Below are 7,292 nucleotides of genomic sequence, written 5' to 3'. Positions count from 1 at the left end.
ATGGCTCGTACCGAGCAGATACTGGCGCGCTACAGCCCGCACCGCACGATGGCCGCCGCCCACCTGTGGGCCAGCCTGCATCCGCGCAGCACGGACTAGCGAGGCACCGCAATCGGACTGCGATTGCCTATCCATTTGATCCGGCGTAAATTGGCCTACTCTATCCGCGAGTAGTCTGAAACAGGTGCGCCATGGATAACCAAACCGACAATCTCTACCAAGCAGATTTCCTCATCTGGGCTGAGCGTCAGGTGGAGCTACTACGCAGCCGGCAATTCGATCAACTCGATCTCCATCACCTGAGCGAAGAAATCGCAGACATGGGGAGCCAGCTCAGACATGAATTGCGCCATCGTCTGGAACTGCTCATCCTGCATCTGCTTAAATTCGCCTACCAGCCTCAGCGCGTTTCCAATAGCTGGCGTGCCACCATACGCGAACAACGTCGTCGCATCGAACTCTTACTCGATGATGCGCCCAGCCTAGCACCGAGGCTCGATCAGATACTCGATACCTGCTACCGTCAGGCTTGCCTTCGTGCGGTTCAGGAGACTGGTCTACCAGCTGGTACTTTTCCCGCCACAAATCCGTTCAGCCGCGAGCAGTTGCTCGACCCTGCATATCTGCCGCCATTGCCCACCGATCCATAAATAGCAGCATCACCTGCTCAACCAAACTCCACCAGCCCCGAACGGGCCGCCAGATGCATGAGCTTGAAGTCGTTGTCGGCGTTCAGCTTCTGCCGGATCAGCGTCAGATAATTGAGTACCGTCTTGGGACTCAGGTGCATCAGGCTAGCGATATCCTGCACCGATTCGCCATGCACGAGTAGGCGCAGCAGTTCGAACTCGCGCGGCTTCAGGCCATGCACACCATCTTCGCTGACGGCCGGCGCCAGCGCCTGCATATCGCGCGACAGCACACGTCGCCCCGCCATCACGGTGCGGATCGCCGCAATCACTTCTTCCGGCTCGCTGCATTTGGTCAGATAGCCATGCGCGCCCGCCTTCAGCGCCTGTGCCAGATGGCCGGCATCGTCATGCATGGACAACACCAGCACGCGCAGATCCGGCTGGCGCGCCAGCATGCCGGCAATCGCTTCCAGTCCACTGCTGCCCTTCAGATTCAGATCAACGATGGCCACCTGCGGTGTGCAGCGCGCCAGCAGTGCATTGGCTTCTGCCACCGTGGCCGCTTCACCCACCACTTCAAAGTCGGCTTCGGCCGACAGCAGGCGCCGGTAACCGCTGCGCACCAGCGCGTGATCATCTACCAGTACGATGCGGATCATGCTGCCACTCCCGCAGGCGTGGCGGTGCTCGTCGTAGCCTGCCGCAGCAGGGGAATCTGGGCATGCAGATGCAGCCCGCCTGCCGGCGCATGCCAGACGCGCAACTGGCCATCCACCATGCCGATGCGTTCGCGCATGCCCAGCAGCCCGCCCTGCCATTGCAGATCGGACGGCAGGCCGCAGCCATCGTCCATCACGTCCAGCAGCAGCATGCTGGCACTGGCCTGCAACTGCACGGTGCAGCTACAGGCGCCGCTATGCCGCACCACATTGGTCAGCGCTTCCTGTACCACCCGATAGATCACCAGCGCCAGCTGCTCGTCCACAGGCGGCAGTGCCGGTGGCAGCGCCAGTTCGAAGCTGATGCTGGTCTGACGGCTGCGCCAGCCCTGCAGCAAATCGACCAGCGCCTGCTGCAGACCATGGGCACTGAGGCCATGCGGGCGCAGATTTTTCAGCATGCCGCGCAGCTGGCCGCTGCCTGTACGCAGATCGCGCCGCAGCTCGGCCGCGCACTCGGCCACCTCGTCCGCAGCCATGCCGCCGGCGTGACGTTCCAGATGGGCCGCAGTCACATTCAGCGCCGTCAGGGTCTGGCCCATTTCATCGTGCAGCTCACGCGCCAGTGTGCGCTTTTCGTCTTCCTGCACAGTCATCAGCTGGCGTGCCAGCGCCTGCTGGGCAGCACGGGCACTCTCCAGCGCCTTGGCCAGATAATCGATAGCGCGCGCCACCCGGCCGAACTCGCGCAAAGCAAAACGGGGCAGTGCCGGATCGGGCTCGCCACGCGCCAGCCGGTGCAAACTGGCTTCCAGCTCGCGCACGGGGCGCAGGGCACGGTCGGCGCTCCACCACGCCACCAGCAAGGTTGTACCAGAAAAGAACAACAGGGTGCTCCAAAGTCGCACAGTGTCCGCCAGCCGTTCGCTGATTTCGGAACGGGGATAGGGCGCAATGTACAGAATCTGCTGGCCGATGCGGATCTGCTGTTCCGGCTGAACGGGTATCAGCCGCTCCAGCCCCAGCCAGCGCGACAGCGTATCCGCTTCGCGCTGCACGGGCGCCTGCCCTTCCGTGCGGATGCTGAGGTGGCGCAGTCCCGCCTGTTCCAGCAAGGGCTGCAAGGCCTGAGCACTATCGGGCGCCAGTCTGCCCGCGGTTAGCAGCACAGTGACCAGATGGCTGGAAGCCTTAACTTCGGCAGCTACATCGGCCCGTAGCGAATAAAACTGGACCAGCGCCGTCACGCCCAGCAGTGCGGCAAGTAACAGGCTGAGCGACCCGACCAGACGGCGGCGCAAATCCATGATGTCCCCCTCGTTTTGTATTTTATGCACGAAGAGTTCGCAACTTCCATGCCAAGCACGGCGTCCATCAGATCGGGAATTTTTCCCTAGCCGGCCAGCCCGTACGCTTGGAATAATCCGCCAAAACCCCAGCCTCATGGCCAGAAAATTCAGGAGACTCCAGCATGTCAGCCCAGCCGCAAACCGCCCCCCGTCAAAGTACGCCTTACCGTCCACTGCAAGCGCAACGCCTCGCATTGGCCATCAGTGCCATCTGTCTGAACTTCCCTGCATGGGCAGCCGAAGGCGACGCCGCTCCCGTGATGCAGACGGTGGAAGTAATAGGCACCACACCACTGACTGGCGCCACGCTGGCACGCGATCAGGTAGCCGCTCACGTACAGCATCTGGATAGCCGCGATCTGGCCGCACCGGCAGCCGCCACCTTGCCTGATGCACTGAACCGCAAGCTGGCCAGTGTCAGCATCAACGAAGTACAGGGCAACCCGTTCCAGCCTGACCTGAGCTTCCGCGGCTACACCGCCTCACCTCTGCTGGGTACGCCGCAAGGGCTGGCCGTGTATCTGGACGGGGTGCGCATGAACCAGCCCTTTGCCGATGCCGTGAGCTGGGATCTGATCCCCCATAACGCCATCGCCTCGCTCGATCTGCTGCCCGGTTCCGATCCCCTGTTCGGCCTGAATGCACTGGGCGGTGCGCTTGCCCTGCGCAGCAAAGATGGCCTGCACGATAGCGGCAGCACGCTGCAACTGCAGGCGGGCCGCTACGGCCATAAGGAACTGGCATTCGAACACGGTGGCCACAACAACGCAGGCTGGCACTGGTTCACGGCCGCTAACGGCTACAAGGAAGACGGCTGGCGCGATGCTTCGCCGACGCGGCTCGGTCAATGGTTCGGTAAGCTGGGCTGGGGCGACCGCCACACCGACATCTCGCTGAGCAGCGCCGTATCGTCGTCCAATCTGACCGGCAACGGCCTGCAGGAAGTGCGTCTGCTGGAGCGCGACTATGCCAGCGCCTACACCCGTCCCGACCAGACCCATAACCACGGTCTGCTGCTGAACCTGCAGGCCAGCCATCGGGTGAACCAGCAACTGCAGCTCGCTGCCAACGCCTACTACCGCCGCCTGCACAGCGACACGCTGAATGGCGACATGAACGACGACGCGCTCGACCAGTCCGTGTACCAGCCGAATGCCGCCGAACAGGCCGCGCTGGCCGCCGCCGGCTACACTGGCTACCCCGCCAAAGGTGCCACGGCAGCCAACACGCCCTTCCCATACTGGCGCTGCGTGGCCAACGTGCTGCGCAAGGATGAACCAGCCGAGAAATGCAATGGTCTGATCAACCGCAGCGCCAGCCAGCAGCACAACGCCGGCTTCAGTGCTCAGGCCACTGTCTCCGGCGACTGGGCCGGCATGCCACAGCAGTTCACCGCCGGCTTGGCACTGGACACTAGTCACACGGAATTCCGCCAGTCCGCACAATTTGGCTATCTGAATCCGGATCGCAGCATCACGCCGGTCGACTTCTACGCTGATGGCAGCGAACTGGATGACGATGGTACGCCGATTGACGCCCGCGTCGATCTGGCCGGCCGCACCCGCACGGCCAGCCTGTATGCGAGCCAGACGCTGAGCCTTTACCCGAATCTGCATCTGACGCTATCGGGCCGCTACAACCGCACCAGCGTGCATAACCGCGACCACCTCACGCCCGGTGGTGGTGCCGGTTCGCTCGATGGCGATCACCGCTTCAGCCGCTTCAATCCGGCACTGGGTCTAAGCTGGGATATGACACCAGCGGCGCACTTCTATGCCCGCCTGAGCGAAAGCAGCCGCACCCCGACCGCCATCGAACTCGGTTGTGCCGATCCTGCCAATCCATGCAAGCTGCCCAACGCCATGGCTGGCGATCCGCCGCTGCGTCAGGTGGTCACGCGCACGCAGGAAGCGGGCTTGCGTGGCACGCTCGCGCGCAGCATCGACTGGAACGCCAGCCTGTTCAGCGCCAGCAACCGCGACGACATCCAGTTCGTGGCCGACGATAGCGCCGGCTATGGCTACTTCCGCAACGTTGGCACTACCCGCCGGCGCGGCATGGAGCTGGCACTCAGCGGCAAGAGCACGCAGCTGGACTGGTCGGCCGGCTACACCTATCTCGATGCCACCTTCCGCACCAGCGAAGTGCTGGGCGGCGCCGCCAACAGCAGCGCGAACGCCGACGGCAACATCACCATCCGCAGCGGTGACCGGTTGCCGCTAATCGCCCGCCACAACTTCAAGGCCAGCGCCGAATGGCATGCCAGCGCTGCATGGACACTGGAAGCGGGCATGCGCGCCGTGTCCGGTGCCAATGCGCGCGGCAATGAAAACGGCCAGCATCAGCCGGACGGCGTGCACTATCTGGGCTCCGGCCGCATGGCCGGCTACGCCCTGTTCGATCTGTCGGCCAGCTATGCCGCCAGCGCGCAATGGCAATGGTTCGCCCACGTCAGCAACCTGTTCGACCGGCGCTATGTCACGGCGGCGCAGCTCAACGCCACCGGCCTGACGGCAGCGGGCAACTTCATCGCCCGCCCGTTCTCGGCCAGCGGCGACAACCAGAGTGTGGTGCATTCCACTTTCTACGGTCCGGGCGCCCCGCGTACCATCGTGCTGGGCGTACGCTATTCCTACGGCCGCTGAGTGACAGCAAAGGAGAATGCCGTAATAGGTGACAGCGTGTCGAGCGTATCGGCTAGGCTGGCTGAAGAAAATTACGCCATCGTTTGATCTAGTCGGCATTCCCTCCCTTCTCAGCCCCTTTAGCCGATGCCATAGTGGGGTCCCCCATTTTTACGGGAGACTCGGCAATGGCAGACTTTACTCGACTGCAGGGCTATCCGCTTCCGACCTATCCGGAGCAACTAGGCGGCTACAAGACTCAGGGATATACCACGCCCGTACAGGACCGGATGCCGCAGGTATTCCATATTCCCCCTAGGCGTGTGCTGCCCATCATTTTTTTGCCGGGCATCATGGGCTCCAACTTGCGCATGAGCGCGGTACGCCAGCAGCAACTTGGTAAATCGAACAATGTCGCGTGGCGACCGGATAGCAATATCGAGTCGATAAAGATAGGCCGGGCCGACGCAATACAGCGTCAGCTCCAGCTCGATCCTGAACAGACAGAAGTCGATGAATATGATCCACTCACCAACCCAACAGGCGATCCGGATGAAAGCGCCGACGAGCGCCACAGCAATGCCAAGGTCGATTTCTTCTACGCCCTGAACGTCAGTATAGAAACCCCTTTGTTAATGGATGACCCGCCTACCGCCTCGCCATGCAAGAGCAAAGATCAGAAGGCGCGTGAACGCGGGTGGGGCGAAGTGTATTTCGATTGCTACCGGACGCTTCTTGAGACCTGCGAATTACAACTGAACACAGCCTTCCAATATGGCGTCATGAACGATTACTGGAAGCAGATCATTGATGTATCACCTACAGTCTGGCAAGCACACCCTCAGCCTCTTCTCGCTCCGCTGGAACGCAGCACGCTCCGCGCTGCGATAGAAAACATCTGGTTTCCCGTTCATGCGATGGGCTACAACTGGCTGAAGGCCAGCAGTACTTCTGCCTGCCGCTTGGCGGAGCGGATTAACAGCCTCATGCAACGCTATCAAGAACAGGGGTTCCAGTGCGAGAAGGTCATCATCGTCACACATTCCATGGGAGGACTTGTGGCCCGCGCACTAATACATCCGGCAATGGGCAACATGAAAGATAAGATACTAGGCATGGTTCATGGCGTGATGCCGGCAATAGGCGCCGGTGCGACCTATAAACGTATGCGTTGCGGCTTTGAAGACAGCCTATTTAAGCTTACGCCCAAAATCCTGGGTAACTACGGCAACAAAGTTACTTCAGTCTTAGCAAATGCCCCCGGCGCTTTAGAATTACTGCCCAGCCAAAGCTATGGAAACGGCTGGCTGCAAGTCACACGCGATGATCAGACGCTATTGAGCCTGCCAGTGCATGGTGATCCATACGAAGAAATATATAAGCTCAAAGACGTCTGGTATGGGCTCCTCAGGAAAGATTGGATTAACCCAGCAAATCATAAGAAGGCGGGTACTCTCCGAACAACAGGTATGTTAGAACGAGCAAAAAGATTCCATGAAGCGGTAACAAATACATTCCACGATCAAAGTTATGCTCACTATGGCGCAGACCAGACTAAGGCCGCATGGCATCGTGTAGTCTGGTTACTGGAGGGTAGTTCTCAATTCACCGATATCAGTAAGCTCACGATTGAGCGCGACAATATGCAAGGCAGGCTACGTCTCAGCGTTCCTGTCGAGAGTCGAAGAACGATCGGTGATTGCAAGGCACTGTCGGCCCACTTAATGCCACCAGAAGATTCCGGCGACCAGACTGTACCTACGCATTCCGCCGATCATCAGCTCCGTAGCGGAAAATTCAAAGGAATATTCCGCCAGACAGGATATGAACATCAGGACAGCTACAACAATAATAAAGTCCTGCATTCGACACTCTATAGCCTAGTCCGTATAGCCGAAACTATGAGGTGGAGCAAATGATAGGGCTTAGGTGTTGATTTGCAGCGAAATCTGACCCACTTACCCCAGTAATTTGCAAACGAATCTGACCCACGTATACGACACAATTCTGCTCACGACATTGAGCGGA

At 60.3% G+C, this 7,292-nt stretch carries 5 protein-coding genes; 3 read left to right on the top strand and 2 right to left on the bottom strand.

Translation table 11 applies throughout. The features are described from left to right. Positions 1 to 191: 191 nt before the first annotated feature. On the top strand, positions 192 to 650 hold the full coding sequence (locus tag ABNT42_RS11750; RefSeq protein ID WP_348697151.1) for a DUF29 domain-containing protein: 459 nt from the start codon (positions 192 to 194) through the stop codon (positions 648 to 650). 17 nt (positions 651 to 667) lie between these two features. On the opposite strand, the gene ABNT42_RS11745 is transcribed toward ABNT42_RS11750, so the two are convergent. Together ABNT42_RS11745 and ABNT42_RS11740 are read right to left on the bottom strand one after the other, a co-directional pair. Then, on the bottom strand, positions 668 to 1,291 hold the full coding sequence (locus ABNT42_RS11745; protein WP_348697149.1) for a response regulator transcription factor: 624 nt from the start codon (positions 1,289 to 1,291) through the stop codon (positions 668 to 670). Continuing rightward, positions 1,288 to 2,598, bottom strand: a complete 1,311-nt coding sequence (locus ABNT42_RS11740) for a histidine kinase (protein ID WP_348697147.1) — start codon at positions 2,596 to 2,598, stop codon at positions 1,288 to 1,290. The genes ABNT42_RS11745 and ABNT42_RS11740 overlap by 4 nt, the downstream gene beginning before the upstream one ends. Before the next feature lie 164 nt (positions 2,599 to 2,762). On the opposite strand from ABNT42_RS11740, the gene ABNT42_RS11735 reads away from it, so the two are divergent. Beyond that, positions 2,763 to 5,285 carry a TonB-dependent receptor gene (locus ABNT42_RS11735; RefSeq protein ID WP_348697144.1) on the top strand — a complete coding sequence of 841 codons (2,523 nt, stop codon included), beginning with the start codon at positions 2,763 to 2,765 and terminating at the stop codon, positions 5,283 to 5,285. Positions 5,286 to 5,452: 167 nt separating this feature from the next. Further along, positions 5,453 to 7,183, top strand: coding sequence for a hypothetical protein (locus ABNT42_RS11730; protein WP_348697143.1), 1,731 nt, complete (start codon positions 5,453 to 5,455; stop codon positions 7,181 to 7,183). Positions 7,184 to 7,292: the final 109 nt, after the last annotated feature.

The organism is Duganella fentianensis (genome assembly GCF_964031615.1).
Taxonomy (GTDB): Bacteria; Pseudomonadota; Gammaproteobacteria; order Burkholderiales; family Burkholderiaceae_D; genus Rugamonas; species Rugamonas fentianensis_A.
This window is presented reverse-complemented; position numbering and strand designations above follow the sequence as displayed.